The sequence below is a fragment of the Acinetobacter sp. FB genome (assembly GCF_056033405.1).
Genome location: NZ_CM148502.1, coordinates 3,425,840 through 3,439,928, shown reverse-complemented (window position 1 = coordinate 3,439,928; position 14,089 = coordinate 3,425,840). Strand labels below are relative to the sequence as shown.

The following is a 14,089-nucleotide window of genomic DNA, read 5'->3' as shown; positions in this document are numbered from 1 at the left end:
TGCATCCCCTAATATCCATTTTAAATTCAAAAATAAAGAAACCACCAATCCCATCTTTCGAAGGGGTCGCCATTCTAACCAAGTTATCCACATCTGTCAGGCAAATTTATGAGACTTTTGCCGAAAAAGAAAGCATTTGATTATAAATTTAAATTTAAAACCACTTGTGTATAACTTTTTGCACAAGCTGTGGATAGTTTTAGTGTTAAAGTTATCCACAATTTATAAAATTAATAAAAACATGGTTATCCACAAAGTAAATCCATGTTTACTCATATAAAAATAGCAATTTCCACAGAAAAAATACACACTAATAAGAATAAATTTAAATTTTAAAATTTGAATTTACTTATAGAGCTGGATTGGATTGTGGATAACTAAGCATATCGAAATTTAAATTCAAAATCCAAGAATTAAATTTAAATTAGAATCTTGGTTGTTGATAAGCCTGTATGTAAGCTGTGAATATAATTGAATATTGATATAATATAAAGGGATAGCTTGTGTATATTTTTTGTTTTCCATTATGTGAGATATTTACTAGGTGTCTTATTGCTTCAAAACAGAACAAACAAAATGTAAAGTTTTTGATTTTCCATTGACAGCGTAAACATTGCACAATAAAATCGCGGACCTTTATAGAAAGATCATTTTGGGAGTTTCGATATGAAACGTACTTTCCAACCATCTGAATTAAAGCGTAAACGCGTTCATGGTTTCCGCGCTCGTATGGCTACTAAAGCAGGTCGTCAAGTTTTAGCTCGTCGTCGTGCAAAAGGTCGTCATAGCTTAACTGTTTAATACTGTTAAGCTGACCAGATTTGGGTGATGGCACTTTACAGTTTCGGCATTGAATCTCGTATTCGTTGTGCTGCTGATTACAAAAGTGTATTTGATGGTGCACTTTTTAAAGTGCACCAGCCCCATTTCCTTTTTTTAGCAAAATTAACCGAACAGCCAAACAGCCGTTTGGGTATTGTTGTTGCTAAAAAGAAAGTACGTCGTGCTCATGAACGAAATCGAATAAAACGTCTTGCTCGGGAGAGCTTTCGCTTACACAAAGTGCAATTTAATGCTGATATCGATATTGTGGTAATGCCTAAAGTTGGTATAGAAGCAATCGCAAATCAAGAATTACATCAACAATTAGAGTTTGCTTGGCAAAAATTACAACGCTTAGCAAAAAAGCATTCAAAAGCTGTTATAACATCCTCACAAAATTAGAGATCTCCAATGGTACGATTACTACATTGGTTGATAAGATGTTACCAGATTGCTATTAGTCCATTATTGGGTCCTCGTTGTCGCTATATTCCTACTTGCTCGCAATATGCGATTGAAGCATTGCAAACACATGGTGCGGTCAAAGGTGTCTGGTTATCGACTAAACGAATTTGCCGTTGTCATCCTTGGGGCGGCTCAGGCTACGATCCAGTACCACGTAAAGCACTTCGTTTTATTTCGTTTCATCAAATAGATTCTCAAATGCATCACGTTGCTGTACCCTTTCGTGATCGTTTATTCAAGCAAAATCTCTCTAACCATTTGGGATTATAGATATGCAACAATGGGCCAGATTTGCAATTCTTGGAGCCATGTTTGTTACCGCATATTTGCTTATTTTGGCTTGGCAAAAAGATTATGGTCATGCTGCACCAGCACCGCAACAACAAGCGGCGGCTGTGACTGTACATGAAGTATCTGCAGATTTGCCAAACGCTCAAAATGCAACAGCGGCTTCAGACTTGCCACAAGCAAATGTGACTGCATCACAAACCACAGAACATAATACATCTGTGAGTCAGCAACTGATTTCAGTACAAACTGACCTTTATCACCTTTGGATCAATCCAAAAGGTGGTGATATTGTCCGTATTGAATTGTTAAGCCATGATGAAAGCAAAGACAGCGATAAACCGTTTGTCATGCTGGAAAGTGATGCGAAACGTACCTACGTCGCTCAATCGGGGTTAATTGGTTTAAATGGACCAGATAGCAGCCGTGGTGGTCGTCCAATGTATGATGTTGAGAAAACAGCATACACCTTGGCAGATGCGAAAAGTGTAGCGTCGAAAGATGGTAAAACACATCAAGTGTTGACTGTGCCGTTGGTATTTAAAACACCTGAGGGTGTGGAAGTGATCAAATCGTTCACCTTCACGCAAGGCGATTACCCAATTACCGTTAAACATCAAGTCATTAACCGTAGTCAGCAAAACTGGCAAGGTCAAATGTTTGGGCAGTTAAAGCGTGATAATTCGGATGATCCAGGCAAGTCTTCGCAAGGTATTTTTACCTTAGGTACTTATCTTGGTGGCGCTTGGGGTACACCAGAAGCGCATTATAACAAGTTAAAATTTACTAATTTTAATGACGAAAAATTAAATGTTGAAGCCAAAGGCGGCTGGGTTGCCATGGTTCAGCATTATTTTGTCAGTGCTTGGATTCCTGGGAATTTAAAACTGACTCAGGCTGATGGTCAGCCTTATGCTGCGAAATTAGAATCACGTCAGTCTAATGATAAAATGAATATCATGGGCTTTACCTCTCCTGTGATCAATGTCCCTGCGGGTACTTCAATGGAAGTAGACGCAAAATTGTATGCTGGTCCAAAAATTCAATCTGAACTTAAAGATTTAGCTGCTGGTTTAAACCAAACTGTAGACTATGGTTGGTTATGGCCGATCGCTAAATTATTGTTCCTCGGTCTACAATTCTTCCATAATCTTGTTGGTAACTGGGGATGGTCAATTATCTTATTGACGATTATGGTAAAAGCGATTTTATGGCCACTTTCTTCAAAAAGTTATCGTTCGATGGCGAAAATGCGTGTGATTGCACCAGAAATGCAACGCATGAAAGAAGAATTTGGTGAAGACCGCATGCGTTTCTCGCAAGAAATGATGGCCTTATACAAGCGTGAACAAGTCAACCCATTGTCTGGTTGCTTGCCATTGCTATTACAAATGCCGATTTTCTTAGCCTTGTATTGGGTATTGATGGAATCTGTTGAGCTGCGTCATGCACCGTGGTTAGGTTGGATTCAAGATTTATCTGCGATGGATCCATGGTTTATCTTGCCGTTGATCATGGGGGTGACCATGTTCGTTCAGCAAATGTTGAATCCTCAACCAACTGATCCAATGCAAGCCAAAGTATTCCGTATCATGCCAATCATGTTTACGGTATTCATGTTGTTCTTCCCTGCGGGCCTCGTGCTTTACTGGATCGTCAACAATAGTATTACCATTTTACAACAATGGTTTATTAACAAAGGTGTCGAAAAAGACCGTCTCAATAAGGTTGAGCCGAGCGCTTAAGTTCGAACTTTTACTGAATAAATCCGCTTAAGATGGTAATCTTAGGCGGATTTTTCTTTGTCTGTATTTAGGGTTCCTGTTTCATAACCCTCATGTTTTTTAGGTGAATTTAACATGCAACATCAAACCACAATTGCTGCGATTGCTACCCCATTAGGTCGTGGTGGTGTGGGGGTGATTCGACTCTCTGGACCAAAAGCCTACGCAATAGCAGAGCAACTGACCCAGAAAAAGCTCCCTGCTGCACGAATGGCAGGCTTCCGTCAGTTTTGTGATGCCGATGGCTCGGTGATGGATGAAGGCATTGTATTGTGCTTTCCGAACCCGCATTCATTTACCGGGGAAGATGTGGTGGAACTACAAGGTCATGGTGGTCCAGTCATTCAGAATGCGCTATTAGCACGTTTACTGGATTTGGGCGCAACTGCTGCAAAGGCGGGTGAGTTTTCCATGCGTGCCTTTGAAAATGGCAAAATGGATCTGGTGCAAGCAGAAGCAATTGCCGATTTGATTGATGCCACTTCACAGGCGGCAGCACGTTCTGCCGTTCGCTCTTTGCAAGGTGTATTTTCAACCAAAATTAATACAGTTTTAGAAAAACTAATTCACTTGCGTTTGCATGTTGAAGCGGCGATTGATTTCCCTGAAGAAGAAATTGATTTTCTTGCTGATGGCAAGATTCTGGCTTTATTGGATGAGGTACAGGAGTCGGTTCAAGCGGTACAGCAGTCTGCTCGTCAAGGACAGCTATTGCGTGAAGGTTTACAGGTGGTGATTGCGGGTAAACCAAATGCGGGTAAATCGAGCCTGTTAAATGCACTGGCGGGCCATGAACGTGCCATTGTGACAGATATTGCAGGAACCACTCGAGATGTGTTGCATGAAAAGATCAGTTTAAATGGTTTGCCGATTACCTTAACTGACACTGCTGGTTTACGTGAAACGGGCGATATCGTTGAGCAAGAAGGCATTCGTCGTGCGATCAAGGAAATTGAACAGGCAGATTTATTGCTGTTGGTTTATGACTTAAATCAAAAAGATGAACCATTGGCATTAGCAAAAGAATATTTCGCAGAGCATATTGAACCAAAGCGTTTGATGCTTATTGGCAATAAATGCGATTTAACTGGACAACATGCAGAAATAACTGATTATCAAGGTTTCCGTCAGATTCGAGTTTCAGCAAAACAAGATATGGGTGTGCAATCACTCATAGATGCGATTACAGCGCATGCTGGCTTTCAGCCTGAAGAAGATACCTTTATTGCAAGAACACGCCATTTAGACGCAATGAAGCGTACTCAGCGCTATCTTGCAGAAGCACGTGAGCAGTTAGTTGTGTTTAATGCAGGTGAACTTGTAGCTGAATCATTGCGACTGGCTCAAAATGCGTTGGGCGAAATCACTGGTGATTTCAGTGCTGATGATTTACTCGGAAAGATTTTTGGTTCGTTCTGTATTGGAAAGTAATTTTTTAAGAGTTTAAAATTTTATATAGGCATTAAGAATATCTTCTTAGTGCTTTTTTATAGAATTTATTGTTTATTTAGCTCCAAATAAAGAATTAATTTTTTAGATTAATAAAAATTATTAATTCGTTTCATTATTTTGCTTATATAGCTTTAATTTATCTTGTGAATATAAATTAATATATTTTAAAATTAGTAATGAGAAACTGATTAAATTCTAAAATGAATATTAGGTTATATACCGTGAACTATTTTATTTTGGCTGTATTTTTTTGTATGTTTTCGACATTTATTTATGCGAAAACAGAGATCTATCAATGTAAAGAGAATGGATCTGTTATATTCCAATCCAAGCCTTGCAAAGGTACAGGTCAGACTGTAGCTGATAAGGTTAAAGAACAACAACAAGCAAAAGAACGTAAACTTGCTGAAATTCAGGAAAAAGAAAAACTTTTACAAGAGAGATTAAAGCATCAGCCGAAAAAAGAAGTCGGTTTTAAAGCAACTATCATAAATTTTAAGAATAAAATGATTCGTTATTGGCATGCCTTAAAGAAGAAATTTTCAATTGATTCCTAAAATATTGAATATAAATCTTTAGATAAAAAAACAGCCTAAATAATAGAAATTATTTAGGCTGTTTTTATATTTAAACGCCTTGCATTTCTTGCTCTTCAGAGTCTTCTTTCAGCATATTTAAAGAAGTTGCTGCACTAGCAGGGACTCCTTCTTGACGAGTACTTTTCAGCTTGATTTGTAAGCGTAACTCATTCAATGAGTCAGCATTACGTAACGCTTCATCATAACTAATTGCACCTTCGTTATATAAATCAAATAAGGCCTGATCAAAAGTTTGCATACCTAATTCACGAGACTTGGTCATAATTTCTTTAAGATTATGAAATTGACCTTTTAAGATATTTTCTGCGATTAATGGTGTATTCAGTAGAATCTCTACGGCTGCCCGACGACCTTGACCATCTTGAGTTCGGACCAAACGTTGAGAAATAATCGCTTTCATATTAGATGAAAGATCCATCAGCAATTGATTACGGCGTTCATCTGGAAAGAAGTTCATGATCCGATCTAAAGCTTGGTTGGCGTTGTTGGCATGTAAAGTTCCTAAACATAAATGCCCAGTTTCAGCAAAAGCAATCGCATGTTCCATGGTTTCAGTATCACGGATTTCACCAATCAAAATGACATCAGGTGCCTGACGCAATGTATTTTTTAAGGCATGGTGCCAAGTATGGCAATCTACACCTACTTCTCGATGGGTAATCATTGATTTTTTATGTTTATGAACATATTCGACTGGATCTTCGACCGTAATAATATGTCCTGCTGAGTTTTCATTACGATGGTCAATCATGGCTGCCAATGACGTAGATTTACCTGATCCCGTACTTCCAACTACCAATATTAGGCCGCGCTTTTCCATCATGACATTTTTCAAAGATTCTGGAAGTTTGAGCTTTTGGAAAGTGGGTATTTCTGACGTAATAGTTCGGATGACCATGCCTATTTGTAGTTGTTGCTTAAATACATTTACACGAAAGCGTGATACTTCTGGAATGTTAATTGCGAAATTACATTCCCATTCATTTTCAAATTCTTGACGTTGCTTTTCGTTCATTAAGCTGTATGCAAATAGCTTGGTTTTTTCTGGGGTTAAAATTTGCTGACCTAAAGGACGCATTAAACCTTGGAGTTTAATGCTCGGTGGAAAATCTGCTGTAATGAATAAATCTGAGCCGCCATATTCAACCACTTTGGTTAACATATGAAACATAAATGTTTTGGCTTCTTCTAATAATTCCGCGTTATACATGGATGTACCTAAATTTTAAGACAAGACTAGATTGAGTCAGATAGTGTGAAGTTAAAACTAATCATGCAAAGGAAAACATATCCTTGTTTCTTTAAAATGAAGTTTCAAAAGTTCTGTAAGTCATTTCATAGCTTTTCATTCACGCTGAATGAGATTACAAAAGTTGCCTTGCTGATTGTGATTGGATTATTCCAAAAATAAACCAATCGATCTAGTTTGATTTTTATTTATTATATGAATATCAATACAATGTGAGAATTTTTGTCATTTTCTTACCAAAACGAGCTTTTTTATCTGTGAATTGAAACCACTTTAAAAAAAACGGATGTTCCACGTGAAACGTGACGATGATTGGTTGGCTTTTGGTTGTGACTGAGTAAGCTGTGCAATTTATGATGATGAGGCTGATTAAAATAGCGCTAATTTTGAGTTGAGTATGAGACATGTTAAAAAGAATCGCTTTATTTTCATTGTTGAGTTGTACGTCTGCGATGATTTTTGCAAATGTAGAAACCTTAAAAAATAATTTAAATCAGCAATATCCCAATATTCATGTTAGCAATATTCAAGCAACAGAAATGATAGGACTATACAGTGCAAATTTAGATAATCAGATTATTTATTTGGATGAAAATGCCCAACATATGTTTATTGGTTCGATGGTTCGTTTAAAAGATCAAAAGAATCTGACCAAAGACTTGGTCCTAAAGCAAAATTCAATTGACTGGAAACAATTACCTTTAAAAGATGCAATAAAAACGGTAAAGGGCAATGGTAAACAGCAGCTCGCTATTTTTTCAGATCCGAATTGCCCCTATTGTAAGAAATTAGAAGCTGAACTGGATAAGCTCAATGATGTCACCATTTATACGTTTATGTACCCATTAAAAGCACAATCGATTACGGTCTCAAAATCGATTTGGTGTGATCCTAACCAAGCTTACGCGTGGAAAAACTTATTGCAGAAGAATGCACAGCCTAAAGAAAAAACCTGTGCTAATCCGATTGATCGCAATCTAGAATTAGGGAAAAAATTAGGTATAGAAGGAACGCCAACGCTGATATTTGGGAATGGTCTGAAAATGGTTGGCGGGCGGAGTGCTGAAGACATTAGGATGATTTGGAAAGAACTCGGTTTATAAATAAAAATGCCCAATGCATTGTAATAAAATGATTTGGGCATTTTTAATTTATTTTGTTCTAACTTTTCTTGGTGACCAAGTTGTAGATAAATAAAATAATAATGGCACCAATGACCGATGCGATAAAGCCAGCCGCTGAGTTTTCACCATATAATCCAAGTAAGCGACCGCCATAGGTTGCTAATAATGAACCTGCAATCCCTAATAAGGTGGTAACAATAAATCCTGCTTTATCTTCACCAGGATGCAATGCACGGGCAATTAAACCTGCAAAAAAACCGACCACAATCGCTACAATGAGAGACCACATCACCTTTTCTCCTTGTTCTACCATAGTATTTATTTGTTACTATCCTGCTAGATTTAGCCTAACTCTGTCTGTAGTGGATTGCTGAGTTATGTCGTATTTTTGTGCAATCTTTATCGTGCTTTGATTAACAAGCTAGAATTATAAAGGCGCTTTAAAGCGCCTTTATAATTGATCAAAGACCGATTTCACCGATAAATGGTAAGTGACGATACTTTTGATCGAAATCTAAACCGTAACCGACAATAAAGCGATCTTCGACTTCAAAACCTAAGAATTTTACTTCTAAATCAATCTCACGGCGTGAAGGTTTGCTCACCAAAGTACAAAGTTCAATTGAGTTTGGATTACGTGTTTTGAGCATTTCAACGACTTTGCTCAAGGTATTCCCTGAATCAATAATATCTTCAACAACAAGAACATCTTTACCGTGAATCTCACCATCAAGATCTTTTAAAATTTTGACATCTCGGGTTGAAACTGTCCCACCACCATAACTAGAAACAGTCATAAAATCGAGTTCATGTGGTTTTTCGATTGAACGGCATAAATCTGCCATAAAAATGACTGAGCCACGCAATAAACCAATCAATACCAGTTCTTTATCACTTTGAGCATAGTGTGCATTGATTTTGTCACCAAGTTCTTTGACTTTGGCTTGAATCTCTTCACTTGAAATCATAATGCGCATTGCAATGGTCATCGGTAGATTCCTAAAAATTAAAAACGGGAAAATAAAAAAGGTGTTGACCTGCAACACCTCGAAATCTTGAGCTAATACGACAATTTTAAAACAAAATCAGATTTCATGCACCTTTTGATGGTGAAGAAAATGTTTCATTTTGAGCAGATGCACTGTCACGTTTCAATAGCACCGTACATCCAATAGCCAACAATAAAAATCCAAACTTTTGTTTGTTTAAAATTTTAGTTTTGACTATAGGCTTTTTGTCCATAGATATAGGTTGCCTCGACATTTCGATCATCTCCCATGGTAAATAATGCAAATAGACTATCTTCAAGTGATTTAGCACGAGACTGACGTAATTGTTGCAATGCTGTTGGCTTGAGATTTAACACTACAAAATCAGCTTCTTTACCCACATTAAAGTTACCTAGCTTGTCATCGAGATCCAAGGCTTTTGCACCACCTAAGGTCGCATGATACAGCGATTCGTAAGCTGATAATTTGTCACCCTGAAGCTGTTGAACTTTGTAAGCCTCATTGACCGTTTGTAATAAACTGAAAGAGGTTCCTGCTCCAACATCAGTTCCCAATCCAACTTTAACTTGCTGCTGCCATGTTTTGTTCAGCGGAAATAAACCACTACCCAAGAATAAATTTGAGGTTGGGCAGAACGCAATTGCAGAGTTAGTCTCATGCATACATTGCCATTCATCATCTTCCAAATGAACACAGTGAGCAAACACAGAACGTTGGCCCGTTAAGCCATAATGATGATAGACATCTAAATAACCCTTTTGTACTGGGAATAGATCTTTGACCCATGCAATTTCATCTTTATTTTCGCTTAGATGAGTATGTACATAAACATCAGGATGTTCAGCTTTGAGTTGCCCTGCTCTTTCAAGTTGTTCAGGTGTAGAGGTTGGAGCAAAGCGTGGTGTGATGGCATATAACGCACGACCTTGACCATGCCACTTCTCAATGAGAGCCTTACAGTCGTCATAGCTGCTGTCTGCGCTATCACACAGAGCTTCAGGGGCATGACGATCCATCATGACTTTACCTGCAATTAGACGCATCTGATGCTGTTCTGCGGCTTCAAATAAAGCATCTACTGATTCAGGATGAACCGTACAAAATACTAGTGCAGTGGTTGTGCCATTTTTGAGTAGTTCATTGACAAAGAATTGCGCAATTTCTGTCGCATAGGCTTGGTCTTTGAACTGGATTTCAGTTGGAAAGGTATAGGTGTTTAACCAGCTTAAAAGTTGCTCACCGTAGGCCCCGACCATTTCAGTTTGTGGAAAGTGAATATGGGTATCGATCATGCCCGGAATGATCAACTGTTCTGGATAATGCTGAATTTCAACGTTTGCAGGAATATGGGCTTGAGCGTCGTTCCACGTGCCAAACCAGCGAATTTTGCCTTGTTCCGTGATGAGGACACCATCTTCGAGATAACGGACTTGATCGGCAATTTCAGCAGCTTGAGCAACAGTTTTTTGAATATCTAAAAAGCGACCACGAATAACAGTGATGGGAGTAGCCAAAGTCATAACAACCTACAATTTTACTTTTTTCAATTGATTGTACTCGATTTTGCTGGTTTTACTGGATTATTCGTCTAATTTAAGTATAGAAAGCAGAGCTAGGTATGAGTAATTGATTGAATCAATTCACTTTACTTTTCGGTGTAAATACGTAAATTGTCAGCAATAATTATACTTTTTGGAAAAAATAAAGATGTATTATTGGAATACCAAAGCTTTAGCACATGAGTTGGCTGAGGACACTCTAAGTAAACAACATTATAAAAACTATTATCTCGCAGCGGCATTGGTGGTGAGTGCTGTGTACTATTACGGTATGTATTCGCCTTATTCTGATATTCGAGTTATTGGGATTGAAGCTGCATTGACTCTTTTGATTATGTTGTTTGGGATTCAGCGGACTTATCAAGCCAATGGTGCTGATCAAGGTGTCCATTTCTTAAATCGAGTCACGGCGTTGTCTTTTCCTATTTTGATGCAAAATACTGTGTTTGGAATTGTTTTTGGGCTAGTTTTATTGGGAATTTATCAATATTTTGGTTTAGCGCAAACCGCATTTGAAATGTGGTACGAATGGTGTGTTTCGGCTTTTACCATTTTTCTGCAAATTTTATTTTTTACCCGTTTGGTGTCTTATATGAAACGGGTTGCAGCGCATAGGATTTAAATCAGCACAATTTTGATCTGAGAGTGTGCCATGAAAGATGCCATTATTCTAAAATTTATCAATATCATCTTGGCAGTTTTATGGGTCTATCAAGGTTTGATTCCTAAACTAATTTTTACCAGTCCTGATGAAATTGCAGTTTGGCAATGGATGGGATTATCACCTGAATTTGCTAAGTTGGCAGGTCAAGCCACAGGAGTTGCCGAAATACTATTTGGGCTTTGCTTTATGATGATCTCTCACAAGATTATGCATTATCTGAGTATGTTAGGACTATTTTTTCTGCTTATTTTAATTGGGCTATTGTTTCCAGATACTTTACTTCGAGCTTTTAATCCTGTCGTCATGAATCTTGCTATGATCAGTTTATCTTGTATTTTCTTGATGCTATCTCGTCAGCCAGACTTAAATTAGAGGTATAGATACATGAGTAATGTCGGTTCGCTGGATTGTGTGGTGATTACAGGGAGCAGTAAAGGGATTGGTTTGGGGTTGGCAAAAGCCTTTTTGAATTTGGGATGGGCTGTGGTGATTTCAGCTCGAAATGAAGAACAAATACAACAAACAATTCAGCAATTAACTGAGCAGTTTGAGAGCAAAAATATTTTAGGTTTATGTTGTGATGTCACACAAAAAAATCAGTTACAGCAGTTATGGAATACAGCAATTCAGCATTTTGGCAGAATCAATGTTTGGATTAATAATGCAGGTAATTGTCATGCCACCCAAGCATTTATAGGGATGACGGAATATGAACTGGATAGCGTACTACAGACGAATCTTTTGGGAACGATGTTAGGTTCACAAATTGCTTTACAAGGTATGCTAAAACAGGGCTTTGGACAGATTTTTAATATGGAGGGTTGGGGTAGTCGAGGTGAATGGAGTGCGGGCATGACGGTATATGGCACGACAAAACGAGCAATCGGTTATTTTAGTCAGGCACTTTACAGAGAAAGTAAATCTACTCCGATTTTGGTTGGAACACTCAGTCCAGGTATGGTTGCTACGGATTTACTGATTTCTTCATGGCAAAATGGTAATGTCCAGAACTGGAAGAAAATGAAACGTCTATTTTTATTTATTATTGATCCTCCAGAAAAAGTCTGTGCCTATTTAGCTCAAGGTATCATTAATAATAAAAAGACGAATGTGCGTATTGTATGGATGACACCATGGCGATTATTGATTCGCTTTTTTCAGCCCTATTATTGGCGTAGAAATCCTATCAAAGATACGGCTTTAGAACATCTCAAATAACGCTAGCATTGTATTTCTGCCCTTGTCTCTGCTTGCTTGAGTTGTTGATCTTATTCTGCATCACCAAACAGCCTGTCATAAGCGCCTGTTAAGATTGAACAAAGGCTAAATCAAAGAAAAATAGCAAAAGGCTCTGAGAGCTTGATTCAATTCTTTTGCTTGATTCATTTTTATTTCACTCCACAAAATAATGGGCAGCAAAATGAGCATCATTGCCAATAATGTCATAGCAGTCTTCTCGAATAGACATCCCCGCGCATTGATGTCCGACCATCCATAAACCGAGCGTTGGTAGCTGCCCTGAAAATAATGGAGTCTCTACCCATTTTTGTACCACATAGCCATATTTGTCATAGTCATCAAAATAGAAACTACCAGAAGCAGCCCCTTGATCTTGACCATCTTGCAACACTCGGATATTCGCCCCTTCCCTTGCTAAGATCGGTTTTTTGACCCATTTGCCAGAGAATTTTTGCTGGGGATCAAAATGATGAGTCTCAACCAAAAGCGGGTGATTTGGATAGCGTTTCCAAAGTTCGACTAAAATCGCTTTATTGGAGAGTAGCATTTTCCAACATGGTTCGATCCAATTCGATTGTGGACTCAGATATTGAGAGAATGATTCTTCCCAAATCCATTCCCAAGGGTATAACTTGAATAGGTTTTGAATCGGTTGATTATTCAGATCAACAAAACATTGTCCATTCCAGCCAATATTTTCCATTGAAAGTTCAGAAACTTGTAGATGCGCTTGAAAAGCCGTATCCATTAAATATTCTAGATTGCCCCAATCCTCTCGCCCTGCCTCCTGACAGGCTGCAAAATGTACGTGACTTCCTCGCGGTAGAATCGTTTTCCAACGTTTAATTAAATCTTCATGAATACTATTAAATTGATCGCGATTCGGAATCCCTGATACCTGTTCGATCCATAACCATTGTGCTACAGACGCTTCTAACAGTCCTGTAGGGGTATCAGCATTGTATTCCAGCATTTTGATATTGCGCCCATCATAGGCAAAGTCAAAACGTCCATATAGCATCGGCGCATTTTGTCGCCAAGACTGCTCGATTTGTGCAATTGCAGCAGCTGGAATCTGGAAATAATCAGGATAATTTCCGCGTTGAATCAAATCACTTGTCACAGCTAAACACATTTGGTGGAGCTCATTGGCCGCATCTTCAAGCTGTTCAATTTGCTTCAGTGTAAATTCGTAGGCAATTCCTTCTGACCAATAAATTGAGCCATCGAGTGAAGGTAAATTAAAATAATCGAAACCAATTTTTTGGTGTTCGAGTTGCCAGTCTGTGCGGGGTGCTAATATTTTTCTTTTCATCTTGAGTTTCAGTCTTTTAATTAGCCGCCAAATGATGAGCCGCCACGACCGAAACCGCCACGAATAGGTGATGATACAGAATAGCGTTTTGCAGTAGTTGAAATTGAAGGTTGTCCCACACTGAGATTGGTATGTGGTCTCAAAGTATTGCCTTTAAAAGAGACTTCACGATTATGTTGATAATATTGTGGTCCTAAATAGCGCCCAGAACCAAAACCACCATAATAGCGAACCCCAGCAGTAGAACTTCCACTCCCTGAGCTATTTTCTTCTTCACAAGTTTCAGTATTCCAGTCTGTTGCACAATCATATTGATTGTTATAAACATCTTGTACTAAAGGTCCATCATTATGGCTACAGGCAGTCAGTAATAATGGTACAACAACAAGATTAATTTTTTTAGAACGCATGAGACCCCACTCATTTTAATTTGCTTGATCGACATAAATATGTGAGCAAGTCTTGTTTATTATGTTTCTGATTAAGAAAGATAAAAGCGATAAGCCGACATATCATATT

16 protein-coding genes are annotated in these 14,089 nt (G+C 38.2%); 10 read left to right on the top strand and 6 right to left on the bottom strand.

Translation table 11 applies throughout. The features are described from left to right. Positions 1–666: 666 nt before the first annotated feature. The 6 genes from rpmH (at position 667) to AC0JIQ_RS16385 (ending at position 5,368) form a co-directional block, all read left to right on the top strand. Complete coding sequence (rpmH, locus tag AC0JIQ_RS16410; protein ID WP_000831329.1) at positions 667–801, top strand: 50S ribosomal protein L34; 135 nt, start codon at positions 667–669, stop codon at positions 799–801. A 27-nt stretch (positions 802–828) separates the two neighbouring features. Then, a complete protein-coding gene (rnpA, locus tag AC0JIQ_RS16405; RefSeq protein WP_004675434.1) occupies positions 829–1,224 on the top strand; it encodes a ribonuclease P protein component in 396 nt (131 codons plus the stop codon). Between the two features lie 9 nt (positions 1,225–1,233). Next, positions 1,234–1,557, top strand: coding sequence for a membrane protein insertion efficiency factor YidD (gene yidD / locus AC0JIQ_RS16400; RefSeq protein ID WP_004803336.1), 324 nt, complete (start codon positions 1,234–1,236; stop codon positions 1,555–1,557). 2 nt (positions 1,558–1,559) lie between these two features. Then, positions 1,560–3,320, top strand: a complete 1,761-nt coding sequence (gene yidC / locus AC0JIQ_RS16395; protein WP_474202258.1) for a membrane protein insertase YidC — start codon at positions 1,560–1,562, stop codon at positions 3,318–3,320. Between the two features lie 114 nt (positions 3,321–3,434). Then, entirely contained in the window at positions 3,435–4,790 is a 1,356-nt protein-coding gene (mnmE, locus tag AC0JIQ_RS16390; RefSeq protein WP_474202257.1) for a tRNA uridine-5-carboxymethylaminomethyl(34) synthesis GTPase MnmE, read from the top strand. Between the two features lie 242 nt (positions 4,791–5,032). After that, a complete protein-coding gene (locus AC0JIQ_RS16385) occupies positions 5,033–5,368 on the top strand; it encodes a hypothetical protein (RefSeq protein ID WP_004660542.1) in 336 nt (111 codons plus the stop codon). Positions 5,369–5,438: 70 nt separating this feature from the next. On the opposite strand, the gene AC0JIQ_RS16380 is transcribed toward AC0JIQ_RS16385, so the two are convergent. Then, the gene (locus tag AC0JIQ_RS16380; protein WP_004660540.1) at positions 5,439–6,620 is read right to left on the bottom strand and encodes a PilT/PilU family type 4a pilus ATPase; all 1,182 of its coding nucleotides are present in this window, start codon (positions 6,618–6,620) and stop codon (positions 5,439–5,441) included. Positions 6,621–7,063: 443 nt separating this feature from the next. Here AC0JIQ_RS16380 and AC0JIQ_RS16375 point away from each other — a divergent pair, with 443 nt between their 5' ends. Continuing rightward, positions 7,064–7,762: a DsbC family protein gene (locus tag AC0JIQ_RS16375; RefSeq protein WP_474202256.1), complete on the top strand. Its 699-nt coding sequence runs from the start codon at positions 7,064–7,066 to the stop codon at positions 7,760–7,762. A gap of 58 nt (positions 7,763–7,820) precedes the next feature. On the opposite strand, the gene AC0JIQ_RS16370 is transcribed toward AC0JIQ_RS16375, so the two are convergent. The 3 genes from AC0JIQ_RS16370 to guaD all read right to left on the bottom strand — a co-directional run bounded on the left by AC0JIQ_RS16370 (position 7,821) and on the right by guaD (position 10,313). Then, a complete protein-coding gene (locus tag AC0JIQ_RS16370; protein ID WP_004660536.1) occupies positions 7,821–8,072 on the bottom strand; it encodes a GlsB/YeaQ/YmgE family stress response membrane protein in 252 nt (83 codons plus the stop codon). A 172-nt stretch (positions 8,073–8,244) separates the two neighbouring features. After that, a complete protein-coding gene (gene hpt / locus AC0JIQ_RS16365) occupies positions 8,245–8,772 on the bottom strand; it encodes a hypoxanthine phosphoribosyltransferase (protein WP_004660534.1) in 528 nt (175 codons plus the stop codon). Positions 8,773–8,996: 224 nt separating this feature from the next. Continuing rightward, entirely contained in the window at positions 8,997–10,313 is a 1,317-nt protein-coding gene (gene guaD / locus AC0JIQ_RS16360; protein ID WP_474202255.1) for a guanine deaminase, read from the bottom strand. A 187-nt stretch (positions 10,314–10,500) separates the two neighbouring features. On the opposite strand from guaD, the gene AC0JIQ_RS16355 reads away from it, so the two are divergent. From AC0JIQ_RS16355 to AC0JIQ_RS16345, 3 genes are read left to right on the top strand one after another with little or no spacing between them, the layout of a single operon-like run. After that, a complete protein-coding gene (locus AC0JIQ_RS16355; RefSeq protein WP_474202254.1) occupies positions 10,501–10,974 on the top strand; it encodes a hypothetical protein in 474 nt (157 codons plus the stop codon). Positions 10,975–11,004: 30 nt separating this feature from the next. Then, positions 11,005–11,388 carry a DoxX-like family protein gene (locus AC0JIQ_RS16350; protein WP_474202253.1) on the top strand — a complete coding sequence of 128 codons (384 nt, stop codon included), beginning with the start codon at positions 11,005–11,007 and terminating at the stop codon, positions 11,386–11,388. A gap of 12 nt (positions 11,389–11,400) precedes the next feature. Beyond that, on the top strand, positions 11,401–12,234 hold the full coding sequence (locus AC0JIQ_RS16345; protein WP_474202252.1) for an SDR family NAD(P)-dependent oxidoreductase: 834 nt from the start codon (positions 11,401–11,403) through the stop codon (positions 12,232–12,234). A 175-nt stretch (positions 12,235–12,409) separates the two neighbouring features. On the opposite strand, the gene AC0JIQ_RS16340 is transcribed toward AC0JIQ_RS16345, so the two are convergent. Both AC0JIQ_RS16340 and AC0JIQ_RS16335 read right to left on the bottom strand, forming a co-directional pair. Next, positions 12,410–13,570: a glutathionylspermidine synthase family protein gene (locus AC0JIQ_RS16340; protein ID WP_474202251.1), complete on the bottom strand. Its 1,161-nt coding sequence runs from the start codon at positions 13,568–13,570 to the stop codon at positions 12,410–12,412. Positions 13,571–13,590: 20 nt separating this feature from the next. Continuing rightward, positions 13,591–13,980: a hypothetical protein gene (locus AC0JIQ_RS16335; RefSeq protein WP_005219039.1), complete on the bottom strand. Its 390-nt coding sequence runs from the start codon at positions 13,978–13,980 to the stop codon at positions 13,591–13,593. Between the last annotated feature and the right edge of the window lie 109 nt (positions 13,981–14,089).

Coding starts and splice junctions, on each gene's coding strand:
- rpmH (WP_000831329.1), top strand. CDS start 667: ATGAAACGTACTTTCCAACCATCTGAATTAAAGCGTAAACGCGTTCAT.
- rnpA (WP_004675434.1), top strand. CDS start 829: ATGGCACTTTACAGTTTCGGCATTGAATCTCGTATTCGTTGTGCTGCT.
- yidD (WP_004803336.1), top strand. CDS start 1,234: ATGGTACGATTACTACATTGGTTGATAAGATGTTACCAGATTGCTATT.
- yidC (WP_474202258.1), top strand. CDS start 1,560: ATGCAACAATGGGCCAGATTTGCAATTCTTGGAGCCATGTTTGTTACC.
- mnmE (WP_474202257.1), top strand. CDS start 3,435: ATGCAACATCAAACCACAATTGCTGCGATTGCTACCCCATTAGGTCGT.
- AC0JIQ_RS16380 (WP_004660540.1), bottom strand. CDS start 6,620: ATGTATAACGCGGAATTATTAGAAGAAGCCAAAACATTTATGTTTCAT.
- AC0JIQ_RS16375 (WP_474202256.1), top strand. CDS start 7,064: ATGTTAAAAAGAATCGCTTTATTTTCATTGTTGAGTTGTACGTCTGCG.
- AC0JIQ_RS16370 (WP_004660536.1), bottom strand. CDS start 8,072: ATGTGGTCTCTCATTGTAGCGATTGTGGTCGGTTTTTTTGCAGGTTTA.
- hpt (WP_004660534.1), bottom strand. CDS start 8,772: ATGACCATTGCAATGCGCATTATGATTTCAAGTGAAGAGATTCAAGCC.
- guaD (WP_474202255.1), bottom strand. CDS start 10,313: ATGACTTTGGCTACTCCCATCACTGTTATTCGTGGTCGCTTTTTAGAT.
- AC0JIQ_RS16355 (WP_474202254.1), top strand. CDS start 10,501: ATGTATTATTGGAATACCAAAGCTTTAGCACATGAGTTGGCTGAGGAC.
- AC0JIQ_RS16350 (WP_474202253.1), top strand. CDS start 11,005: ATGAAAGATGCCATTATTCTAAAATTTATCAATATCATCTTGGCAGTT.
- AC0JIQ_RS16345 (WP_474202252.1), top strand. CDS start 11,401: ATGAGTAATGTCGGTTCGCTGGATTGTGTGGTGATTACAGGGAGCAGT.
- AC0JIQ_RS16340 (WP_474202251.1), bottom strand. CDS start 13,570: ATGAAAAGAAAAATATTAGCACCCCGCACAGACTGGCAACTCGAACAC.
- AC0JIQ_RS16335 (WP_005219039.1), bottom strand. CDS start 13,980: ATGCGTTCTAAAAAAATTAATCTTGTTGTTGTACCATTATTACTGACT.